Raw genomic sequence first — 541 nt, forward strand, 5'->3', positions numbered from 1 at the left:
TTGCGAGCTTTATTATCGGTAAAGACGCGATCTTCAGCCAGCTAACTAGCGGCTTTATGGAGGAGATGGGCCAACTTCATGCCTCTGATCTTGCTAAGAACCCAACTCATCTACAAGCGCAGCAAATTGCGTTGAGCGAAAAATACGAACAACTAAGCGATAAAGTAAACGCTGAGTTTAATAAACAATTCGTGGCAAATCTTTAGCCACAGAGCCGTATTTATCTCTGTTCGATATGGAAAACATAGAAAGTTAAAAACACAAAAAGGCCCTCTTCTCGGGCCTTTTTCATGGCGATCATTTGTTCGGCTTGCCTCCACCTTTTCCGCCGCCCTTACCACCACCAGAACCAGCAACCGTGATGTTATCGCTCCATCCACTCCAGAACAAAGAACCATCGCTTTGCTGAATGGTGCCAACACGATAATGCACTTCGCCATGGGCACTGGAATCTTCAAACGTCGTGGCCGTTGGGTCGATAACATCCCAACTGCTTAGGCTTTGCCATCGATTACGTTTTGCATCCCAACTCTCGCGTTCG

At 46.8% G+C, this 541-nt stretch carries 2 pseudogenes; one reads left to right on the forward strand and one right to left on the reverse strand.

Features of this window, described 5'->3' with window-relative positions:
* Positions 1-206, forward strand: a pseudogene (locus R7O13_RS30205) (endonuclease); the annotation flags it as partial.
* Between the two features lie 91 nt (positions 207-297).
* Here R7O13_RS30205 and R7O13_RS30210 read toward each other — a convergent pair.
* Positions 298-541: pseudogene (locus R7O13_RS30210) on the reverse strand (serine protease); the annotation flags it as partial.

The organism is Vibrio sp. Y176, from assembly GCF_033438945.1.